Origin of the sequence: Brevundimonas sp. (assembly GCF_032055285.1) — a bacterium.
Lineage (GTDB): Bacteria > Pseudomonadota > Alphaproteobacteria > Caulobacterales > Caulobacteraceae > Brevundimonas.
The window spans coordinates 963,664-981,198 of record NZ_DAMBRE010000001.1 but is presented as its reverse complement, the minus strand read 5'-3'; the positions used below and the strand labels follow the sequence as shown (position 1 = coordinate 981,198).

The 17,535-nt window shown below is 68.8% G+C and carries 22 protein-coding genes; 9 read left to right on the top strand and 13 right to left on the bottom strand.

The features are described 5' to 3' along the window. Window positions 1-150: 150 nt before the first annotated feature. Together groL and groES are read right to left on the bottom strand one after the other, a co-directional pair. Complete coding sequence (groL, locus tag RTY13_RS04905) at window positions 151-1,797, bottom strand: chaperonin GroEL (protein ID WP_312781543.1); 1,647 nt, start codon at window positions 1,795-1,797, stop codon at window positions 151-153. Window positions 1,798-1,856: 59 nt separating this feature from the next. Then, window positions 1,857-2,144, bottom strand: coding sequence for a co-chaperone GroES (gene groES / locus RTY13_RS04900; RefSeq protein WP_105562826.1), 288 nt, complete (start codon window positions 2,142-2,144; stop codon window positions 1,857-1,859). Window positions 2,145-2,408: 264 nt separating this feature from the next. On the opposite strand from groES, the gene RTY13_RS04895 reads away from it, so the two are divergent. Together RTY13_RS04895 and RTY13_RS04890 are read left to right on the top strand one after the other, a co-directional pair. Further along, the gene (locus tag RTY13_RS04895; RefSeq protein WP_312781539.1) at window positions 2,409-2,855 is read left to right on the top strand and encodes a DUF2141 domain-containing protein; all 447 of its coding nucleotides are present in this window, start codon (window positions 2,409-2,411) and stop codon (window positions 2,853-2,855) included. A gap of 156 nt (window positions 2,856-3,011) precedes the next feature. After that, window positions 3,012-3,470 (top strand): hypothetical protein, encoded by a 459-nt coding sequence (locus tag RTY13_RS04890; RefSeq protein ID WP_312781537.1) that lies wholly within the window; start codon window positions 3,012-3,014, stop codon window positions 3,468-3,470. 60 nt (window positions 3,471-3,530) lie between these two features. Here RTY13_RS04890 and RTY13_RS04885 read toward each other — a convergent pair whose 3' ends face one another. Continuing rightward, window positions 3,531-3,944, bottom strand: coding sequence for a hypothetical protein (locus RTY13_RS04885; protein WP_312781535.1), 414 nt, complete (start codon window positions 3,942-3,944; stop codon window positions 3,531-3,533). A 57-nt stretch (window positions 3,945-4,001) separates the two neighbouring features. Then, window positions 4,002-4,457 (bottom strand): ion channel, encoded by a 456-nt coding sequence (locus RTY13_RS04880; RefSeq protein WP_312781533.1) that lies wholly within the window; start codon window positions 4,455-4,457, stop codon window positions 4,002-4,004. Between the two features lie 192 nt (window positions 4,458-4,649). Here RTY13_RS04880 and RTY13_RS04875 point away from each other — a divergent pair, with 192 nt between their 5' ends. Next, complete coding sequence (locus RTY13_RS04875; RefSeq protein ID WP_312781531.1) at window positions 4,650-5,396, top strand: hypothetical protein; 747 nt, start codon at window positions 4,650-4,652, stop codon at window positions 5,394-5,396. A gap of 3 nt (window positions 5,397-5,399) precedes the next feature. Here the strand turns inward: RTY13_RS04875 and RTY13_RS04870 are convergent, their stop codons facing one another. Then, window positions 5,400-5,789: a DUF4260 domain-containing protein gene (locus tag RTY13_RS04870; RefSeq protein WP_312781529.1), complete on the bottom strand. Its 390-nt coding sequence runs from the start codon at window positions 5,787-5,789 to the stop codon at window positions 5,400-5,402. After that, a complete protein-coding gene (gene pgi, locus RTY13_RS04865) occupies window positions 5,786-7,390 on the bottom strand; it encodes a glucose-6-phosphate isomerase (protein WP_312781528.1) in 1,605 nt (534 codons plus the stop codon). Before pgi ends, RTY13_RS04870 begins: the two co-directional genes overlap by 4 nt. A gap of 151 nt (window positions 7,391-7,541) precedes the next feature. Here pgi and RTY13_RS04860 point away from each other — a divergent pair, with 151 nt between their 5' ends. Further along, window positions 7,542-8,018: a hypothetical protein gene (locus tag RTY13_RS04860; RefSeq protein WP_312781527.1), complete on the top strand. Its 477-nt coding sequence runs from the start codon at window positions 7,542-7,544 to the stop codon at window positions 8,016-8,018. Window positions 8,019-8,121: 103 nt separating this feature from the next. On the opposite strand, the gene RTY13_RS04855 is transcribed toward RTY13_RS04860, so the two are convergent. The 4 genes from RTY13_RS04855 to RTY13_RS04840 form a co-directional block, all read right to left on the bottom strand. Next, on the bottom strand, window positions 8,122-8,784 hold the full coding sequence (locus RTY13_RS04855) for a thioredoxin family protein (RefSeq protein ID WP_312781526.1): 663 nt from the start codon (window positions 8,782-8,784) through the stop codon (window positions 8,122-8,124). Window positions 8,785-8,807: 23 nt separating this feature from the next. After that, window positions 8,808-10,985 carry a protein-disulfide reductase DsbD domain-containing protein gene (locus RTY13_RS04850; protein WP_312781525.1) on the bottom strand — a complete coding sequence of 726 codons (2,178 nt, stop codon included), beginning with the start codon at window positions 10,983-10,985 and terminating at the stop codon, window positions 8,808-8,810. Between the two features lie 130 nt (window positions 10,986-11,115). Next, window positions 11,116-11,577, bottom strand: a complete 462-nt coding sequence (locus RTY13_RS04845; RefSeq protein ID WP_312781523.1) for an OmpA family protein — start codon at window positions 11,575-11,577, stop codon at window positions 11,116-11,118. 125 nt (window positions 11,578-11,702) lie between these two features. After that, entirely contained in the window at window positions 11,703-12,047 is a 345-nt protein-coding gene (locus RTY13_RS04840; RefSeq protein WP_312781522.1) for a YMGG-like glycine zipper-containing protein, read from the bottom strand. 152 nt (window positions 12,048-12,199) lie between these two features. Here RTY13_RS04840 and RTY13_RS04835 point away from each other — a divergent pair, with 152 nt between their 5' ends. Continuing rightward, on the top strand, window positions 12,200-13,132 hold the full coding sequence (locus RTY13_RS04835) for a diacylglycerol kinase family protein (protein ID WP_312781520.1): 933 nt from the start codon (window positions 12,200-12,202) through the stop codon (window positions 13,130-13,132). Next, window positions 13,132-13,983, top strand: a complete 852-nt coding sequence (locus RTY13_RS04830; protein ID WP_312781518.1) for a metallophosphoesterase — start codon at window positions 13,132-13,134, stop codon at window positions 13,981-13,983. The genes RTY13_RS04835 and RTY13_RS04830 overlap by 1 nt, the downstream gene beginning before the upstream one ends. Window positions 13,984-14,047: 64 nt before the next feature. Here RTY13_RS04830 and RTY13_RS04825 read toward each other — a convergent pair whose 3' ends face one another. The 3 genes from RTY13_RS04825 to RTY13_RS04815 all read right to left on the bottom strand — a co-directional run bounded on the left by RTY13_RS04825 (window position 14,048) and on the right by RTY13_RS04815 (window position 15,068). Then, the gene (locus tag RTY13_RS04825; protein WP_312781516.1) at window positions 14,048-14,224 is read right to left on the bottom strand and encodes a DUF1328 domain-containing protein; all 177 of its coding nucleotides are present in this window, start codon (window positions 14,222-14,224) and stop codon (window positions 14,048-14,050) included. Between the two features lie 107 nt (window positions 14,225-14,331). Next, window positions 14,332-14,724 carry a hypothetical protein gene (locus tag RTY13_RS04820; protein ID WP_312781515.1) on the bottom strand — a complete coding sequence of 131 codons (393 nt, stop codon included), beginning with the start codon at window positions 14,722-14,724 and terminating at the stop codon, window positions 14,332-14,334. Further along, window positions 14,724-15,068 carry a glycine zipper domain-containing protein gene (locus RTY13_RS04815; RefSeq protein WP_312781514.1) on the bottom strand — a complete coding sequence of 115 codons (345 nt, stop codon included), beginning with the start codon at window positions 15,066-15,068 and terminating at the stop codon, window positions 14,724-14,726. The genes RTY13_RS04820 and RTY13_RS04815 overlap by 1 nt, the downstream gene beginning before the upstream one ends. A 170-nt stretch (window positions 15,069-15,238) precedes the next feature. Here RTY13_RS04815 and RTY13_RS04810 point away from each other — a divergent pair, with 170 nt between their 5' ends. The 3 genes from RTY13_RS04810 (at window position 15,239) to RTY13_RS04800 (ending at window position 17,493) form a co-directional block, all read left to right on the top strand. After that, window positions 15,239-15,895, top strand: a complete 657-nt coding sequence (locus RTY13_RS04810) for a fumarylacetoacetate hydrolase family protein (RefSeq protein WP_312781513.1) — start codon at window positions 15,239-15,241, stop codon at window positions 15,893-15,895. Continuing rightward, window positions 15,892-16,524, top strand: coding sequence for a maleylacetoacetate isomerase (maiA, locus tag RTY13_RS04805; RefSeq protein WP_312781512.1), 633 nt, complete (start codon window positions 15,892-15,894; stop codon window positions 16,522-16,524). Before RTY13_RS04810 ends, maiA begins: the two co-directional genes overlap by 4 nt. 69 nt (window positions 16,525-16,593) lie before the next feature. After that, complete coding sequence (locus RTY13_RS04800; RefSeq protein WP_312781511.1) at window positions 16,594-17,493, top strand: aldo/keto reductase; 900 nt, start codon at window positions 16,594-16,596, stop codon at window positions 17,491-17,493. Window positions 17,494-17,535 lie beyond the last annotated feature (42 nt).

Below are 17,535 nucleotides of genomic sequence, written 5' to 3'. Positions count from 1 at the left end.
AGCGCCAACCGGGGGTTTCCTTGGTTGGCGCTAGTGAATCATTATCCGGACTCTGTGTCCAGCAGGAACAGACGAACCCGGTTCGTCACGAAAAAGGGCGGGACCTTTCGATCCCGCCCTTCTGTCTTCTTGGGGTTGGTCAGCCTGGACTTAGAAGTCCATGCCGCCCATGCCGCCCATGCCGCCCATGTCGGGGGCGCCGCCGACGCCGCCCTTCTTGGGCGCGTCAGCGATGGCGGCTTCCGTCGTGATCATGATGCCGGCGACCGAGGCGGCCGACTTCAGAGCCGAACGGACGACCTTGGCCGGGTCGATCACGCCCATCTGGACGAGGTCGCCGTACTCTTCGGTCTGGGCGTTGAAGCCGAACGAAGCGTCGGTCGAATCCATGACCTTGCCGACCACGATCGAGCCTTCGACGCCCGAGTTTTCCGAGATCTGACGGATCGGAGCCTGCAGGGCGCGACGGACGATGGCGATGCCGGCGTTCTGATCGGCGTTGGAGCCCTTCAGGTCGGCCAGCTTCTTGGAGGCTTGCAGCAGGGCCACGCCGCCGCCCGGGACGATGCCTTCATCGGCAGCGGCGCGGGTTGCGTTCAGGGCGTCGTCGACGCGGTCCTTCTTTTCCTTCACTTCGACTTCGGTCGAACCGCCGACGCGCAGGACGGCGACGCCGCCGGCCAGCTTGGCCAGACGCTCTTGCAGCTTCTCGCGGTCGTAGTCCGAGGTGGTGTCCTCGATCTGACGCTTGATCTGGGCCACGCGAGCCTCGATGCCGTCCTTCTCGCCCGAACCTTCGACGATGGTGGTGTCGTCCTTGGTGATCTGGACCTTCTTGGCCTTGCCGAGCATGTCGAGCGTGACGGTCTCAAGCTTGATGCCGAGGTCTTCCGAGATGACCTGGCCGCCCGTCAGGATGGCGATGTCTTCCAGCATGGCCTTGCGGCGGTCGCCGAAGCCCGGAGCCTTGACGGCGGCGACGCGCAGGCCGCCGCGCAGCTTGTTGACCACCAGGGTGGCCAGGGCTTCGCCTTCGATGTCCTCGGCGATGATCAGCAGGGGACGGCCCGACTGAACCACGGCTTCCAGCACCGGCAGCATGGGCTGCAGCGAGGTCAGCTTCTTCTCGTGGAGCAGGATGAGAGGCTCTTCGAGGGCGACCTCCATCTTGTCGGCGTTGGTGATGAAGTAGGGCGACAGGTAGCCGCGGTCGAACTGCATGCCTTCGACGATGTCGACGGTGGTTTCAGCGGTCTTGGCTTCCTCGACCGTGATGACGCCTTCGTTGCCGACCTTGGCCATGGCCTGGGCGATCAGGGCGCCGATTTCTTCATCGCCGTTGGCCGAGATGGTGCCGACCTGGGCGATTTCGGAGTTGTTGGCGACAGGCTTGGAGATCGACTTGACCTCGTCCAGGGCCACGGCGACGGCCTGGTCGATGCCGCGCTTCAGGTCCATCGGGTTCATGCCGGCGGCGACGGCCTTCAGGCCCTCTTGCACGATGGCCTGAGCCAGGACGGTGGCGGTGGTGGTGCCGTCGCCCGCGTTGTCGTTCGCCTTGGAGGCGACTTCGCGGATCATCTGGGCGCCCATGTTCTCGAAGGCGTCTTCCAGCTCGATTTCCTTGGCGACCGAGACGCCGTCCTTGGTCGAGCGCGGGGCGCCGAAGGACTTCTGGATCACAACGTTGCGGCCCTTCGGACCCAGGGTCACCTTGACGGCGTCAGCCAGGACGTTGACGCCCTTCAGCATCTTGTCGCGGGCGTCGGTGTTGAATTTTACGATCTTAGCAGCCATGAGCCTGCTCCTATCTGAATGTTTTTATTGAAGGATTTCTACGACAGAAGGGGTGGCGATTAGGCCAGCACGCCCAGGATGTCGGATTCCTTCATGATGATCAGGTCGTCGCCTTCGATCTTCACTTCCGTGCCCGACCACTTGCCGAACAGGATGCGGTCGCCAACAGCGACGTCCAGGGCGACGAACTCGCCGTCTTCGTCACGAACGCCCTTGCCGACGGCGATCACTTCGCCTTCTTGCGGCTTTTCCTTGGCCGTGTCGGGGATGATGATCCCGCCCTTGGTGGTGGTAGCTTCTTCAACGCGCTTGACCAGCACGCGATCGCCGAGCGGACGAAACGCCATCGGACTTCTCCCTCTTAAACCCCCAAGCGGGGCGTTCTGAAATGGTGGGCGGCTCTCTCGCGGCCGCCGCTTTGGCAGCCGACCGTCAAGAGTGCTAACGCATCGGGCAAGTAGGAGGGCGGCTTCGGGGCGTCAAGGCGAGTGCGGCGAAACAGCGCCCGTATTTCGATCTGTTGACTCCAAGAACTTTAAATTACAAAGTTCATTGTCTTCGTGAAACGCAAGGGGCCGCGCCGGCTCCGGTCACGAGGGGAGGAGAGAAAAATGCAAGCGGTTCAAAAGGCGGCCCTGGCCGCAGCCCTGTCGTCCCTGGTGCTGGCGGGAGCCGGTTCGGCCCTGGCCGGGGATGTCGTCATCACCGTCACCGGCGTTCAGGCGCGCGGCGGCGACCTGCTGGTCGGGCTGCAGACCTCGGCCCAGTTCCTGAAGCAGGCGGGCGACCATGGCGAGATCATCAAGGCGCCCGCCGACGGAACCAAGGTCGTGACCCTGAAGGACGTGCCGCCGGGCGACTATTCCGTCTCGGTCCTGCATGACATGAACGGCGATCAGCAGATGGCCCTGTCGAACGGCATGCCTGCAGAGGGCTGGGCCATGTTCCGCGGCGAGACCCTGAGGGCCGCGCCGACCTTTGATCAGGTCAAGTTCACCGTGCCGGCGAGCGGCGACGCCCGCGTGAGCGTGGCCATGCAGTATCCCGCCGGGCGCTGAGGCGGACGGACGATGCGGCTCCTGGCGCGTGGCCGGGAGCCGGTTTCGGAGGGGCGCAAGATGACTGGAAAATGAACAAGCCTCCATGGGGTCGTTCAGCGGGGAGCTCCTAAAAGGGAGACAACGGATCAACCGACTTTCGAAAGGAGCCCCGCCATGAAGACCATTTCCAAGATCGGCGTCGGCGCCATTGCTCTGACGATGCTGGCGACCACCCCCGCCGCCGCCCAGTCCTATCGTGACCGCGATCGCGACAACACCGGCCGCGACGCCGTGCTGGGCGCCGTCGTCGGCGGCGTCGCCGGGGCCATCATCGGTCAGGGCGACGGTCGCTACATCGCCGGCGGCGCCCTGGCCGGCGCCGGTCTGGGCGCCGTGGCTTCGGACAGCGACCGCGACGGCTGCAACTATTACCGCGGCGGCCGCTGCTACCGGAACCAGGGCCACTGGGAGCGGGACCACGGCATCAACAGCCGCGACGGCTACTACAACGGTCGCTATGAGCGGAGCGACGGCCGCTACTACCGCGACGGCCGCTACTGGCGGAACCACGGCGAGTGGCGCAGCCACCAGAACCGCCGAGACCGCGACTACCGCTACGACCGCCGTTGGTAGGTCCGGGCGCTGAACGAATGAAGGCCCGGCGGCGACGCCGGGTCTTTTTCGTGTCCGCCCTCAGCGGATTCCGATGTTCAGGGTGTAGTCGGCGTGCTCGCCGCGTCGGGCGGCGCTGCGCATCAGATAGACCCGCACGACATAGTCACCGTTCGCCGGAAGAGCGCCGGAGAAGGCGTTGCCAGAGGTCGACCCCACGAAGATGGCCGTGTCCGCTCCTTTTGGCGTCACGTTGAAATAGGCTGCGGTGCTGCTGGTCCGCATGCTGATGTCCAGCGTCTGCCCCTGACGCGCGTTCAGCACATAGTCGACCAGGTCATAGCCGTGAATGCTGCCGTGCAGGACGGTCGACGAGGCGCCGCGCGCGAACTGGACCCGCTCGGTCCGGCTGTGGTCCTGGGCGACGGCGGGCAGGGCCAGGGTCGTCGTCAGGGCCGTCGCCAGGGCGACGGCGAGGGCGGCGGACTTGAACATGAGGGTCTCCGGGGCTCCGCCCGTGGAACGGCACGGCCGGGACAAGGTTCCGATGCTTTACTCGAAGCTGTCGTGAGAGCGCCGCGATGGGGGAAAGAGCCGCCCCATGACGGTGACGAAGAAGGCGATCGACCAGCCCAGAAGAATGGCGCCGTTCACCCCCTCGATCGCTCCCAGCAGCTTCCAGTCGGCGGAGATGGAGCTGTCGCCATAGCCGATGGAGCCATAGCTGATGGTCGAGAAATAGACCGCTTCGCGCAGGTCCGGCACCGCGCCGAGCAGGTGGAAGAGGAAGGCGTAGGACCAGATCTCCAGCCCATGGATGAGGAAAAGACCCATGACCAGGCCGAAGGTCAGCCAGGCGCCGCGTCGCGACAGGGGGTTGACGCGCACGGCGCCTCTGGCGCGCGCGTCGGCCGCAGCGACCATGCGGCCGAGCGACAAGAGACCCAGGCCATGGATGCCGACGGTCAGCAGGACCATGACCGTCGCGACCAGCAGTTCCAGCGCCATGTTCATTGTCCGCGCGTCCCGCTCCCTACGCCTCACGAATGCTGGCGGCGTCCCTCGGCCGCGTCAACCGGGGGGCGGTCATCTTGGAGAACGGCGCTCGTCCATGGTAAAGGCTCCGGCCGTCCGTGGCGGACGGCGCCTGTTTGCCTGTGTCGAATTCGCATCCCGTCACTCGATCAGCAGAGACATTCCATGGCCAGAACCCCCGTCGCCGTGCTCGCCGCCGCCGCCCTTCTGACGGCTTCCGTTCCTGTTTCCGCCCAGACGCCGCCTGATCTGCGCGACCTCGTCGCGGCCCGCGCCGGTCAGGCCGAGGGCGAGGTGCAGAGGCGCGGCTATACGTTCGTCCGCACCCAGGAAGGCGCCGACACCAAGTGGAGCTACTGGCGGCGGGGCAATGACTGCGTTCAGATCACCACCACGGACGGGCGCTACGCCTCAATCGACCGGATGGACCGCAATCTGTGCGACGGCGGCGGATCGCGCGACAGCGGCGGCAACGCCGCGGCGGCGGTGCTGGCGGGGGCTGCGGTGATCGGTCTGGCGGCGGCCCTGGCCCACCACAACCGCAACCATGACAATCGCGACGACAGCCACGACAACGACTACTCGCGCGGCTATCAGGACGCCCTTTACGGCGCGACCTACGACCGTAACGACAGCGAGGCCTACCACGACGGCTATCTGGCCGGGGAGGCCGAACGCAGCAATCGGCGGGCGTCCAACAGCGATCACGTCCGCCGCGCGCCCTGGGCGGCGCAGCAGGCCTGCTCGGCCCGCGCCGACGACTATCAGAACCGGCCGCGCGGCAGCTCGACGCCGATCAGCGTGCGCGATATCGGCGGCGGCAACTGGCAGATGGTGATGGGGACGGGCCCCTATCGTTCGGTCTGCGTCGTCAGCGGCGACGGCCGTGTGCGCAGCATCGATCCCTACTGAGGCTCAGGCCGCCGCGCGCCGATCCCGGCGCGCGGCGCCGATCAGGCCCAGGTGGGTGATCCCAAAGCTTTCCGGCGACTTGAGGCCGTAGCCGAGGGCGCGGTCTAAGCCGACGTGGGCCAGCCAGATCAGGGCGAGGGCGATCGGCAGTCCTGCGCCGGTCAGCCCGCCCGCCGCCGCCAGCAGCAGCGGCCCGATCAGGCTGTGGGCGAGGTTGTAGGCCCAGGCGCCCAGACGCGGGCCGGCCAGATAGCCGAAGAAGGACAGGTCGGGCGTCAGGAAGAGGACGGCGAACAGCAGCCAGCCCTCGCCGAACCGTGCATAGGCCAGCACCGAGACGACCAGCAGGGCCAGACCTTCCAGCCTCTGCCAGAGCGGCGCGACGACGGTCACTTCAGCAGCCGGGTGAGCAGGGCCGCTGTCGAGGGGTCGAGGTCGGCTGACGGCGCGCCCGCCGCTACGTCCTTCAGGACCGCCCTGGCCAGCACCTTGCCCAATTCGACCCCCCATTGATCGAAGCTGTTGATGTCCCAGATCACGCCCTCGACGAAGGTCTTGTGCTCATAAAGGGCGATCAGGGCGCCCAGGGTCTGGGGCGTCAGGCGGTCCATGAGGATGGCGGTCGAGGGCCGGTTGCCGGGGAAGGTCTTGTGCGGGGCCAGGCGGTCGGCTTCGGCCTCCGAAGCGCCCGAGCCGATCAGTTCGGCATGGGCCTGGGCCTCGGTCTTGCCCTGCATCAGGGCCTGACCCTGGGCGAGGGCGTTGGCCCATAGCGGGGCCTCCGAGGTCGTTCCGTCCGTCGAGGCGACGATGATGAACTCGGCTGGCACCACCTGGGGCCCCTGATGGATCTGCTGGAAGAAGGCGTGCTGGCCGTTGGTGCCGGGCTCGCCGAAGACGACGGGGCAGGTCTGGCGGCCGATCGGGGCGCCGTCGCGGCGCACCCGCTTGCCGTTCGATTCCATCTCCAGCTGCTGCAGGAAGGCCGGCAGGCGGCGCAGGCCGTGGGCGTAGGGGGCCACGGTGCGCGAGGGCCGGTGCAGGCCGTCGACATTGTAGATCTGGGCCAAGGCCATCAGGACGGGCGCGTTGGCCTCCAGCGGCGCCTCAAGGAAGTGCCGGTCCAGTGCGGCGGCGCCGTCGAGGAAGCCCTGGAAGACCTCCCAGCCCAGGCCGATGACGCACGACAGGCTGACCGCCGACCACAGGGAGTAGCGCCCGCCGACCCAGTCGCGGAAGGCGAAGGTGCGGCCGCAGCCGAAGGCGGCGGCGCGCTCCGGCGCGGCGGTGACGCCGATGAAGTGCCGCTCCATGCCGTCAGCGGGCAGGGCGGCGGCCAGCCAGGCCTTGGCGGCCTCGGCGTTGGCCAGGGTTTCCTGGGTGGTGAAGGTCTTGGAGACGACGACGACCAGGGTGGTTTCCGGGTCAAGGCCGGTGAGGGCCTCGGCCATGTCGCGCGGATCGATGTTGGCGACGAAGCGGATGTCGATGGCGGGGGCGAGCGGACGCAGGGCGTCCCAGATCAGGCGCGGCCCCAGGTCCGACCCGCCGATCCCGATATGGACCACGGTCTTGAATGGCCGACCGCTGGCGCCCGTCTCGATGCTGGACCGGACGGCGTGGGCGTAGTCGCGCATCTGAGCGCGCACAGCATCGACCTCGGCCGAGACCGTCTCGCCAAGGGCCTGGAAGGCCGCCCCGACGGGCGCGCGCAGGGCGGGATGCAGGACCGCCCGGCCTTCGGTGGCGTTGACGGCCTCGCCGCCGAACAGGGCGCCGCGGCGGCCTTCGACGTCGGCGGCGCGGGCCAGGGCCAGGGCCGCCTCGAAACCGCTGCGGGTCCAGCTCTGCTTGGACAGGTCCAGATGCAGGCCGGCGGCGTCGAGCGTCAGGCGCGTCAGGCGGTCCGGATCGGCGGCGAACTGATCGCTGATGCGGGCGTCGGCGTCGCGGCGGGCGATGGCCTCCAACTCGATCCAGGCGGCGTGCGGCATACTCGTCTCCCCCGTTGACGTCGGCCAGCAACCGGCACGACGCTTGCAACCCTTCGTTTATGGCTCAGGCCTAGAAGAGTTCAATCAACGGTCGGGTCAACTTGGATTTCCAATTGGTCTTTCTCGGCCGTCGGAGAAAAAGGGATGCCCCATGTCCTGCGGAATCATTCTCGCCGCCGCCCTGATGCTCAGCGATCCCGCGGTCGCCGAAGCCACCGCCCAGCCGCCGGTCGCCGCCGATGCGCCCGTCTCGGTCGCGCATGAGCCCCTGTTCGCCGACCTGGTGGCGCGCTCGGGTTCGCTGAAGGCCATCGTCGACGGCTGGATCGCCTCGGGCGAGGCCGACCGTGACGGCTTCTTCGGCGGCGCCGCCTTCACCGGCTTCAAGGCGCAGACGACCGATCTGGCCGCCCGCGACATGCAGGGGCATCTGGTGCTCAAGGAACGCGGCACCGACAACGATCTGAAATGCATCCTGCGCGGCATTTCCGAAGACATGCCCAAGAAGGTCGCCGCCGTCGAAGCCGCCCCCAACGCCGCCGAGCGCAAGGTCGCGCTGGAGGAACTGGCCTATCTGCTGAACGACAACGTCGAGGTCATCACCTCGCCGCCTCGCCCGGCGGCGTAGCCGCCCGGCGAGGTTTTCATTTGGGGCTATCGCCCTTCGGGCTACTTGAGCCCCGTTTTGAAATCCCGCTCCGCAGAGCGGTTTGGGGCCTGATTAGCCTCCCTCAGCTCTCGACCGTCTCCGGGTATTTGATCGCGCAGCCGTAGGGTTGGGCGAAGGCGGTCTGGACGGGGCGGCCGGCCTTGGCGTCGGTCAGGGCGGCGCGGACGAAGTTGTTCGCGCCTTCAAGGTCCTCGACCTTGTTGGTGGGCCGGTCGTCGATGCCGCCGACGTAGATCAGTCGCCCTTCGGGATCGATGATGCGCATATCGGGCGTGGTCTTGGCGTCATAGCGCTTGCCGACCTCGCCGGTCGGATCCAGCAGCAGGTGGGTGAAGGCGGCCTGGTGTTTGGCCTTCCAGGCCTTCGCCTCCTCGCCCTCGACGAAGCCCTGGGTTCCCGGCGCCGAGGAGATGATGGTCAGCCAGACCACGCCATCGGCGGTCGCCTCGCGCTGCAGGGCCTGCATGGCGCCGCTGTAGTGCTTCTTCACGAACGGACAGCCCTCGTTGGTCCATTCCAGCACCACGGTCTTGCCCTTGAAGTCGGCCAGCGAGCGCTGGACGCCCTTGGCATCGACCAGGGTGAAGGCCGGGGCCATGTCTCCCGGCCCGGCGACGGCGGCGGCCTCGGTCGCGGCGGCCTTGTCGGGCGCGGCGGCGGGTTGCTGCTGGCAGGCGGCGAGCAGGAGAAGCGAGGCGGAAGCGACGGTCAGCATGCGGATCATCGGGTGGTCTCCTTCGGTGGATGTCAGTGGGCGGCGGATTTCAGGGCGTCGACGACGGTCCCTTCGGTCAGCAGTTGAGGCAGGACGCGGGGCTGGGCGCGACCCGGCGCATACACCAGGTACAGTGGAACGCCGGAGCGCCCATGACGCTGCAACTCGGCGGTGATGGCGTCGTCGCGGCGGGTCCAGTCGCCGACCAGATAGACGGCGTTCGTCGCCTGCATCGCCTCGGCGGTGCGGGACGAGGACAGGGCCGCGCCCTCGTTGATCTTGCAGGTGACGCACCAGTCGGCGGTGAAGTTGACCAGGGCGGGACGGCCTTCGGCCAGGGCCGCCTGCACGGCCTGTTCGGACCAGGGCTGCGAGGCCAGATGGGTCGAGGAGGCCGCGGGTTCGCTCGAAGCGGGCGCGGCGCGGGCGGCCAGGACGGCGAGGCCCAGCGCCGCGATCAACGAGAGGGCGGCGGCGACCGCTGCGAGGCGGCCCTTGCCGTCAGAGGCCTGCGACCGCCCGTAGAGCCACAGGGCCAGGGCCAGCATCAGGCCCGCGCCGAACAGCAGAGCCAGGGCGTCGGCGGTCTGGCGGCCATAGACCCAGGCCAGCCACAGGGCGGCGCCGTACATGGGGAAGGCCAGCAGGTTGCGTAGCGTCTCCATCCACGGACCTGGCCTGGGCAGGCGCGACAGAAGACGCGGCGACAGGCTGATCAGGACATAGGGCAGGGCCAGGCCGAGGCCGAGCATCAGGAAGACCGCCAGGGCCATGGGCCAGGGCATCAGCAGGGCGGCGCCGAGGGCGAAGGCCATGAAGGGCGCGGTGCAGGGGGCGGCCACGACCACGGCCAGAACCCCGGTGAAGAAGGCCCCCGCAGCGCCCGGCAGACGGGACAGCGGGCCCTGCCCGGCGCCTTGCAGACCGCCGCCCACGTGGAAGACGCCCGACAGGTTCAGCGCCACCGCCAGCATCAGCAGCGACAGGGCCGCGACCACGCCGGGCGACTGCAGCTGGAAACCCCAGCCCAGGGCCTGACCGCCCGCGCGCAGGGCCAGAAGCGCTCCGGCCAGAACGAGGAAGGTCGCCAGCACGCCCGCCAGGAAGGCCAGGCCGTCGCGGCGGGCCTCGGCGGGCTCATGCGCCGAGCGGCTGAGCGCCGCCGCCTTCATCGCCAGGATGGGGAAGACGCAGGGCATGAGGTTGAGGATCAGCCCGCCCAGCAGGGCGAAGAGGGCGGCCTGAAGGAAGGCGAGCGGCGTCGTGGACGAGGCGGCGGGCTTTTGCGCCGTCTCCCCGTCGCCGATCACGCCCTCGCCCGCGGCGCCGGGCAGGGCCGGGCCTTGATCCGCCGAAATCTCCCAGGCGCCGAGATCGGTCGACAGGACCCCGGCCAGCGGGGCTTTCAGGCCGTTGGCGGTCAGGCCGCGTCCGGGAGCGAGGGCCAGGGTCACGCCCTGCGGCCCGCGCTGGCCGGTCTGGGCGGCGGCGTGGTCGATCACGCCGCCCTCGAAGGGGAAGAAATAGGCCCATTTGGGCGCGGCGCCCGTCAGCGGTCCGCCGGTGGCGCTGAGAGTCAGTCGGCCGTCGGCGAAGGCTGCGCGGGCTTCAATCCCGGCGGGGCGGGGGGCCGAGGCGACCACGGCCTGGATCGCCTGACCATAGCGCGGGTCCAGCGGGGCGGCGCCGTCGCGCACCGGCAGATTGAGGGCCAGGTCGAGGTCCTCGGGCACGCACATTTGGTCGCTGCAGACGTAGAAGTGGGCGGTGACGCGCAAGGACAGGGTCTGGCGGGGTTGCGCCGAGGCAGGGACCTGAAGCGGAACGGGCAGGAGGACCGCGTCCGAATAGCCGTAGTTCATCAGGCTCTGCAGCCGCTGGCGCTCGGGCAGGGGCCACAGGATGTCGCCGGGGACGAAGCCGTCAGGCAGGCTCCAGCTCAGCGTCGTCGGGCCGCCGGAATCGCCCTGGTTGCGCCAGTAGGTGTGCCAGCCGGGCTTGATCTTCTGACGCACGGCGACGATCGCCGTCGAGCCGGGCGTGGCCCAGGCGCTCATGGGGACCAGTTCGGCCTCGATCCGCTCGGTGCGCTGCGGCCCGGCGGCGACCGGAGCGGCGCCCGCCTTCAGCGCCTGATCCAGGGCGGAGGGCGCCGCCGAAGCCGAGGCGGCGAAGGTCAGCCAGACGAGAAGGGCGACGAGAAGACGCAAGGGGCGGCACCGGGCGACGAAGGACAGGCGCCGACCTTAAACGCCCAGCCGCCCGACAGCCACCGCCCCGTATCGTCGCAGGCGGGACGCGCTGACGCAGCCCGTGGAAAGCCCCTCGCGTCAGGAAGGCCTAGCGCCGGGGCTGGGCCTCGATCACCACTTCGGTGCGGCGGCGCAGGGGGTCGTTGACGCCGTTGATCACGGCGCCCTCGGCCCCGGCGGCGGCGACCTCGAAGGCGGGGGCCGGCAGGCCCGCGGCCGCCAGGGCCTCGGCCACGGACCGGGCGCGGCGCTCTGACAGGGACTGGTTGACGGCGGCGGTGCCGCTACGGGCGTCCGCCAGGCCCAGAACCTGGACCCTGGTGACGTCGCAGCCCTGGAGCTGGGTGGCGGTGAGGCTGATGGCCTCGCGCGCGGCGGTGGTCAGGCGGGCCTGATCCTGATCGAAATAGACCTCGAACCGCCTGGCGGCGCAGGCGGCGGGGTCGCTGACCAGATCGCTGCGCTTCTTGTAGGCGCCGGGGGTCGAGCAGCCGGTCAGCAGGGCCAGGATCAGGCCGCTCGCGGCGACGGCGGGTAGGATGGGTTTCATCGGTCAGCCCTTCGACAGAACGCCCAGCCCCGGGCGCGCAAGACTACGAAAGCAGAAAGGGCGGCCCGCCTTCGCGGACCGCCCCTGAAACCTGACCCGAAAAATCTTCGGGCGCCAGTGTCGTCTTAGTAGCGACGCTGGCCATTCTCCCAGTAGCACTCGGTCTGGCGGTTATCATAGCAGTAGTAATAACGGCCCTGGTTGTCGCGATAGCGCTGCTGGTTGTTGCGGTCCTGGTTGGAGCCGCGGATGGCGCCTGCGGCGCCGCCTGCGAGAGCGCCGATGGCGGCGCCGGTCGCGGCGTTGCCGCCGCCGACATTGTTGCCGATGATGGCGCCGGCCACCGCACCGATGCCGGCGCCGACTGCGCCCTGGCGCACGGTTTCGTTACTGCCGCCGTAATACGGGTCACTGGCGCAGGCGGTGACCAGAAGGCCGGCGCCGGCGATGGCGATGATCGCCTTGTTCATGGATCTGTCCTTCGTCCGAGGGGGCTCCCCTGAGGCTGACAGAACGCGGGGAAAACGCGGCGGTTCCGGGGCAGGGGCGACAAGCTTCACATTATTTTGTTCGGCAGGGCGGCCAGACGGAACCGGTGCGGGAAATCGGGCGTTCGCCGCCCATGACCGATGCTTCCGGGCCTGCCGCCTCTCCCGACACGCACCGCCGCGCCCTGCACGCCTCCATTCGCAGAGTGGCCATCGTGGTCAATCCCCTGTCCGGCGGGGTCGGGCCTCAGGCCGCCGCCGAGGCCGAGGCCATTCTGTCTCTCTATGACTGCGAGCCGACAGTGACGACGCTGGAAGGGCCGCGGATCGTCGATCAGATCTCCGAAGCCCTGGACGCCAAGCCGGACGTTCTGTTCGTTCTCGCCGGCGACGGCACGGCGCGGTCGGTGGCGGCGCGGGCGGGCATGCAGGGGCCGCTGATCGCCCCCCTGCCTGGCGGCACCATGAACATGCTGCCCAAGGCCCTGTACGGCACGGCGGACTGGAAGGCGGCCCTGCGCAAGGCGCTGGACGAGGGCGAGCCCATGGTCGTCTCGGGCGGAGTGGTGGAGGGCGAAGCCTTCTACTGCGCGGCCATCCTAGGCTCTCCGGCCCTTTGGGCGCCCGCGCGCGAGGCCATGCGCACCGGCAAGCTGAAACTGGCCTGGATGTACGGGCGGCGAGCGTTGAAGCGGGCCTTCACCGGTCGTCTTCGATACAGTCTGGATGGAAGCGACAAGCGTCGGGCCGAGGCCCTGGTGCTGATCAGTCCGCTCATCTCCAAGGCCATGGTCAAGTGCGACGGGCTGGAGGCGGCGGCCATGAACCCGTCGGATGCGGCCCAGGCCTTCCGTCTGGCGGCCCACGCCCTGTTTGACGACTGGCGTCACGATCCGAATGTGACGACCCAACCTGCGCGCTGGATCGGGGTCTCGGCGCGCTCGAAGATTCCGGCGGTGATCGACGGCGAGCCCATGCTGCTGGGCCGGGAGGCCGCCGTCACCTTCCAGCCGCGCGCCTTCCGGGCCCTGGCGCCGCGTCCGCCGGCGGGCGAGGACAGCGTCTGATGGGGCGGGTGCTCCAGTTCTCGGACGTGCATTTCGGTTGCGAGCATGTTCACGCCGTGGCCGCCGCGCTCGATTACGCCCATGCGACGCCCCACGATCTGGTGCTGATCACCGGCGACATCACCCAGCGCGGCTTGCCGGCCGAGTTCGAGGCGGCGGGCGAATGGATTCGCGCCATGCCCCAGCCGGTCTTCGTCACCGTGGGCAATCACGACGTGCCCTATTGGGACGTGATGGCGCGGCTGTTCTGGCCGTGGCGAGCGTTCGAGCAGGCGACCGGCCATCCGGCCCATGATCACGAGTTCAAGCGCCCCGACCTGATGGTGCGCGGCGTGACCACGGCGCGCGGCTGGCAGGCCCGGCCCAACTGGTCCAAGGGCGTCATCGACCTGGAGCAGACGCGCCGGGCGGCGGAGGCCCTGCGCCACGCGCCGATCGGGGCGCTGCGGATCCTCGCCTGCCACCATCCTCTGATCGAGATGATCGGCGCTCCGATGACCGGTGAGGTCAAGCGCGGCGACAAGGCGGCGCTGATCTTCGCCGAGGCGGGGGTGGACCTGATCGCCACGGGCCATGTCCATGTGCCGTTCGCTCTCGGCATCGATCTGTCGGATCGCTGTTCCTACGCCATCGGCTGCGGGACCCTGTCGCATCGCGAGCGTGGAGCGCCGCCCAGCTTCAACCGGATCGAATGGGATGCGAAGGAGATCGTGGTCACGGCGGTGGTCTGGACGGGCCAGAGGCTCGAAGACCATCAGACCTGGCGTCTGCCGCGCCGTCAGGACACGCGTCGGGCCGAGACCGCGCCCGATCCGGCCGCGCCCGGCGAGATGGAAGCCGCCGCCACCTGATCTGCGGGCAAAAAAGACCCCGGGATCACCGGGGTCTCTTCTATTCAAGACTGAAAGCGTTGCGTCAGACGCGCGGCCCGCGCCCGCGCATGCCGCCCATGACCAGCGAGACCACGAACAGGATCACGGCGATGATGGCGATGAACTTGGCGATTTCGAAAGACATGCCCGAGATGCCGCCGAAGCCGAGAACGGCTGCGATCAAGGCGATGATAAAGAATATGATGGCCCAACGAAGCATGGACGGTCCTCCGGAACATTGTTGACGAAGCGAAAACCACCGACCTCTCTGTGCCGATCGTTCCACCTGACGATAACAACGCTCCGAAGACTTAGCCGTTCCGTCGTTTATCGACGGCGCTGGCGGCTCTTTTCAGTAAAGGCCGCAGCGACCATGGTAGCGAGCGCCGGATTGCGCAGGAAGATGAACCCGCCAGCCAGGGCTGCGGCGGCGCCGAGGATGGGACGCTCCTGGAACAGATGGAAGGCGCGCATGCCCAGGCTTTCGGGCTCCTGTTCCTCTTCCTCGTCCTCGCCGTGGGCGCGACGGACGAAGACCAAGGCGACCGCCAGGGCGACGAGCGCGAACAGGGCCGAGGTGATGGCCGCCGCCGCTAGGGGCACGACCACCAGAGCCAGCAGATAATAGACCGTGGCCCCCAGGGCGACCATGGCCACGAAGCCTGCGCCGGCCGCGATGAAGGTCGCGACCGCGCGATTGACCAGCCCCCGCCCGAACATCAGCGGCGACGACCGGCGATGAGCAGGCCCAGGACGAAGCCGACGCCCAGGGCGATGGCGGTGGACTGCACCGGCCGTTCTTGGACCCGTTCGACGACATAGCGCTGGGCTTCCTCGAAGCGTTCGGCGGCGTCGTCGTAATATTCACGGCCGCGCACGCGGGCGTCATCGTAGTAGCCGCGGGCCTTTTCGCGCAGTTCCTCGCCCTGTTCGCGCAGGCGGGCCTCGGCGGCGGCGGCCTTTTCCTTCAGGCGCTGCGTTTCCTCGCGCGCGCCGGTCTTCAGATCCTCCTTGAGGGTCTTCAGGTCGTTCTTGATGTCTTCCCGAGCCTTGGTCGTGGCCATGATGCGCGCTCCGCTGGGTTGTAAGCTTGACGATTAAATAGAGAACCCCCGCCCCGAACGCCACACCGACGACCAAGGTTCCTGCAAAGGTGCAAGCCAAGGCCGTCGCGCAACCGCCATCTGGCGTCGCGCTTCTGGCGTCCGGTGGGGCATCGTCCTAGAACAACGTCATGACCCAATGGCTGTTCCCGCCCGCGCCTGCGCCGTCCCTGCCCATCGTCGATGAGGTCCGTCGTTTCCCCGTTCGCCGCATCCTCTGCGTGGGGCAGAACTACGCCGCCCATGCCCGCGAAATGGGGGCGGACCCGAGCAAGCCGGCGCCCTTCTTCTTCGCCAAGCCGGCCGACGCCCTGGTCGTGGACGGAGCCGATCCCGCCTATCCATCGGCGACCGCCAACCTGCATCACGAGGTCGAACTGGTTGTCGCGATTGGTGAGGGCGGAGCCATCGCCGGCTGGGCCGTCGGCGTCGATCTGACGCGGCGCGACCTGCAGGCCGAGGCCAAGGCCAAGGGGCGGCCTTGGGAGGCAGGCAAGGCCTTCGACCAGTCGGCGCCTTGCGGCGCCCTGACGCTGGGCGCCCTGCCGGGCGCCGACGCGGTCATCGAACTGAAGGTCAACGGCGAGACGCGCCAGTCGGGCCGCCTGTCGGACATGATCTGGGACCCGGCGGGCATCCTGGCCAAGGCTTCCGAGTTGTGGGCGTTGCAACCGGGCGACCTGATCTTCACCGGCACGCCCGAGGGGGTCGGGCCTCTGGTTCGTGGCGACCGGGTCGAGGCGTGCATCGACGGCCTGGCCCCGCTCAGCTTCACGGTGAAGTCATGATCCTGCACGGCTACTGGCGCTCGGGCACCAGCTATCGCACCCGCATCGCCCTCAACCTCAAGGGGCTGGCCTATGAGACGGCGCCGGTCGATCTGCGCACGGGGGCACAGAAGTCGGACGCCTATCTGGCGCTGAACCCGCAAGGGTTGGTGCCGGCGCTGGAGACCGACGACGGCCTGGTCCTGACCCAGAGCCCGGCCATTCTGGAATGGCTGGAGGAGACGCATCCGACCCCCGCCCTGCTGCCGTCGAACGCCGCCGACCGCGCGGCGGTGCGCGCCATGGCCGCCCTGATCGGCTGCGACATCCACCCGCTGAACAATCTGCGGGTGCTGAAGGCGGTGCGCGACCTCGGCGCCGATCAGGCCGGCGTCGACGCCTGGGCCGGGCGCTGGATCCTCGACGGTTTTAAGGCGCTGGAGGCGATGGTGGGGCGCCACGGCGAGGGCTGGTGCTTCGGCGACGCCCCGACCTTGGTCGACTGCTACCTGATCCCGCAAATTTATTCGGCGCGGCGGTTCAATGCCGATCTGACGGCCTTCCCGCGTCTGCGGGAGATCGAAATGCGGGCGGACCAGCATCCGGCCTTCGTCGCGGCGCATCCTGATAAGCAGCCGGATGCGGATTAAGCCTGTTCGTTCACCAACAGCCTTGATTTCAGTCAATCTCCCTTAAGCTTTGGCGCTGAAGATCGGCGTGTGAGATTCGCTGTCCCGCCCTCTCCCGCCGACCGGCTCGCCATCGCTGTGGTGACTGAGCCCGAACGGTCGCGCCCGCTGCCCCCTGGTCAGCGGGAGGACGCCATGCGCCATCTGCTGCAGACGGCGGGCGACGCAGGCGTCGGTCTGGTGGCGACCCGGCCCGAGGGCGACGTCGAGCGTCTGCTGGGTCAGGCTTGGCCCTTCCCCTCGCCCTTCCGCGTCACCGTGCGCACCGTGCCCCTGGCCGACGGTCTGGACCGGGTCGAGGCCCGCGCCCGTCGCTCGCTGGAGCGCATGGGTCTGCCGCGCGGCGACGCCGTCCTGGTGCAGAACGCCGCCGATCTGGCCGGGGCCGAGGGGCGCGCCCTGTGGGCTCGCTTGACGGCGCTCAAGGAGCGCGGCGTCTTCCGCAAGATCGGCTTCGTCGCGACGGTCGAGGACGGCCCGGCGCTTCTGGCTCGTCGCTTCCAGCCCGACGTGGTGCAGGTCGCCTGCAATATCCTGGATCAACGCGCCGCGCGCGGCGGGGTCATCGAGGATCTGGCCGGCCAGGGCGTCGAGGTGCATCTGGCCTCGGTCTTCGCGCAAGGGTTGCTGTTCGCCAACCGTGAGAGCCTGCCGCCCGAACTGGCCGCGCACGGCATGGCCCTGTCGCGCACGCGTCGGCGTCTGGCCGAGGCGCGGGTCGATCCGATGCAGGCGGCCCTGGCCTATGCCCTGAACCTGCCCGGCGTGGCCTCGGTCATCGCCAGCGTGGCCTCGGCGGCCGAACTGCGCGCGATCGTCGCCGCCTCGCACGCGGCCAAGCCCGACATCGACTGGGACGCCCTGGCCCTGGACGAGGCCCCCGCCGCCGTCGCCTCACGCCTGCGCCTGCACGTCAGCAACGCCGCCTGATCCACAGCTGCGGCGTTTTCAGCGTCGTCCTGTGCATGACCC

Coding starts and splice junctions, on each gene's coding strand:
- groL (WP_312781543.1), bottom strand. CDS start 1,797: ATGGCTGCTAAGATCGTAAAATTCAACACCGACGCCCGCGACAAGATG.
- groES (WP_105562826.1), bottom strand. CDS start 2,144: ATGGCGTTTCGTCCGCTCGGCGATCGCGTGCTGGTCAAGCGCGTTGAA.
- RTY13_RS04895 (WP_312781539.1), top strand. CDS start 2,409: ATGCAAGCGGTTCAAAAGGCGGCCCTGGCCGCAGCCCTGTCGTCCCTG.
- RTY13_RS04890 (WP_312781537.1), top strand. CDS start 3,012: ATGAAGACCATTTCCAAGATCGGCGTCGGCGCCATTGCTCTGACGATG.
- RTY13_RS04885 (WP_312781535.1), bottom strand. CDS start 3,944: ATGTTCAAGTCCGCCGCCCTCGCCGTCGCCCTGGCGACGGCCCTGACG.
- RTY13_RS04880 (WP_312781533.1), bottom strand. CDS start 4,457: ATGGCGCTGGAACTGCTGGTCGCGACGGTCATGGTCCTGCTGACCGTC.
- RTY13_RS04875 (WP_312781531.1), top strand. CDS start 4,650: ATGGCCAGAACCCCCGTCGCCGTGCTCGCCGCCGCCGCCCTTCTGACG.
- pgi (WP_312781528.1), bottom strand. CDS start 7,390: ATGCCGCACGCCGCCTGGATCGAGTTGGAGGCCATCGCCCGCCGCGAC.
- RTY13_RS04860 (WP_312781527.1), top strand. CDS start 7,542: ATGTCCTGCGGAATCATTCTCGCCGCCGCCCTGATGCTCAGCGATCCC.
- RTY13_RS04855 (WP_312781526.1), bottom strand. CDS start 8,784: ATGATCCGCATGCTGACCGTCGCTTCCGCCTCGCTTCTCCTGCTCGCC.
- RTY13_RS04845 (WP_312781523.1), bottom strand. CDS start 11,577: ATGAAACCCATCCTACCCGCCGTCGCCGCGAGCGGCCTGATCCTGGCC.
- RTY13_RS04840 (WP_312781522.1), bottom strand. CDS start 12,047: ATGAACAAGGCGATCATCGCCATCGCCGGCGCCGGCCTTCTGGTCACC.
- RTY13_RS04835 (WP_312781520.1), top strand. CDS start 12,200: ATGACCGATGCTTCCGGGCCTGCCGCCTCTCCCGACACGCACCGCCGC.
- RTY13_RS04830 (WP_312781518.1), top strand. CDS start 13,132: ATGGGGCGGGTGCTCCAGTTCTCGGACGTGCATTTCGGTTGCGAGCAT.
- RTY13_RS04825 (WP_312781516.1), bottom strand. CDS start 14,224: ATGCTTCGTTGGGCCATCATATTCTTTATCATCGCCTTGATCGCAGCC.
- RTY13_RS04820 (WP_312781515.1), bottom strand. CDS start 14,724: ATGTTCGGGCGGGGGCTGGTCAATCGCGCGGTCGCGACCTTCATCGCG.
- RTY13_RS04815 (WP_312781514.1), bottom strand. CDS start 15,068: ATGGCCACGACCAAGGCTCGGGAAGACATCAAGAACGACCTGAAGACC.
- RTY13_RS04810 (WP_312781513.1), top strand. CDS start 15,239: ATGACCCAATGGCTGTTCCCGCCCGCGCCTGCGCCGTCCCTGCCCATC.
- maiA (WP_312781512.1), top strand. CDS start 15,892: ATGATCCTGCACGGCTACTGGCGCTCGGGCACCAGCTATCGCACCCGC.